This is a genomic window from Pseudomonas sp. 43(2021), assembly GCF_017490805.1.
Classification (GTDB): Bacteria; Pseudomonadota; Gammaproteobacteria; order Pseudomonadales; family Pseudomonadaceae; genus Aquipseudomonas.
In genome coordinates, this window is the sequence record NZ_JAFGYJ010000323.1 from 1 (window position 1) to 500 (window position 500).

General features: G+C 67.0%; 1 protein-coding gene. It reads left to right on the plus strand.

The annotated features are described in order from the left end of the window. The coding region (locus J5M71_RS27435) for a DUF2968 domain-containing protein (RefSeq protein ID WP_207838696.1) at positions 1-344 on the plus strand (344 nt) is incomplete at its 5' end. Positions 345-500: the final 156 nt, after the last annotated feature.

Consider the following 500-nt stretch of genomic DNA (forward strand, 5'->3'; position numbering starts at 1 on the left):
GGACGGCGAGCGAAGCGCGCGCGGAGGCGGTTTACCGCGATTTCGCGAAGCAATCGGAGACGCTTGCGGTCAACGAGTTGCAGGCCGCGAAGCTCGAATCGCAGAAGGCGCTGACCGATCGGCAGATCGCCGTTGCCCAGGAGCGGGCGAGCCGGCTACAGGCGGATCTGAGCATTGCGCGTGAGCAGCGGGCGGCTGTCGCGACCCGGCAGAAGGACAAGCTCGACGAGACCGTCGCGCTGCGGGAGCAGAAAAGCGAGCGGCAGGATCAACTGCGCAAGCTGCAGCAGCAGGTGCGTTCGCTGCAACGGCAGGCCGAAGCGGGATTGCCGAAGGTACGGTGATCGCGCCGCGGACGGGGCGGGATCGGACGATCCCGCTCTCGATCCCGCTTTGCGCGGCTCCGGGATTCGCGATGGCGCTGCGCTGCGCGCTCAGGCAAGAAAAAAGGGCAAGCCGGTCGCGGCTTGCCCTTTCGATTTGGCGGCCCGCCTTTATTG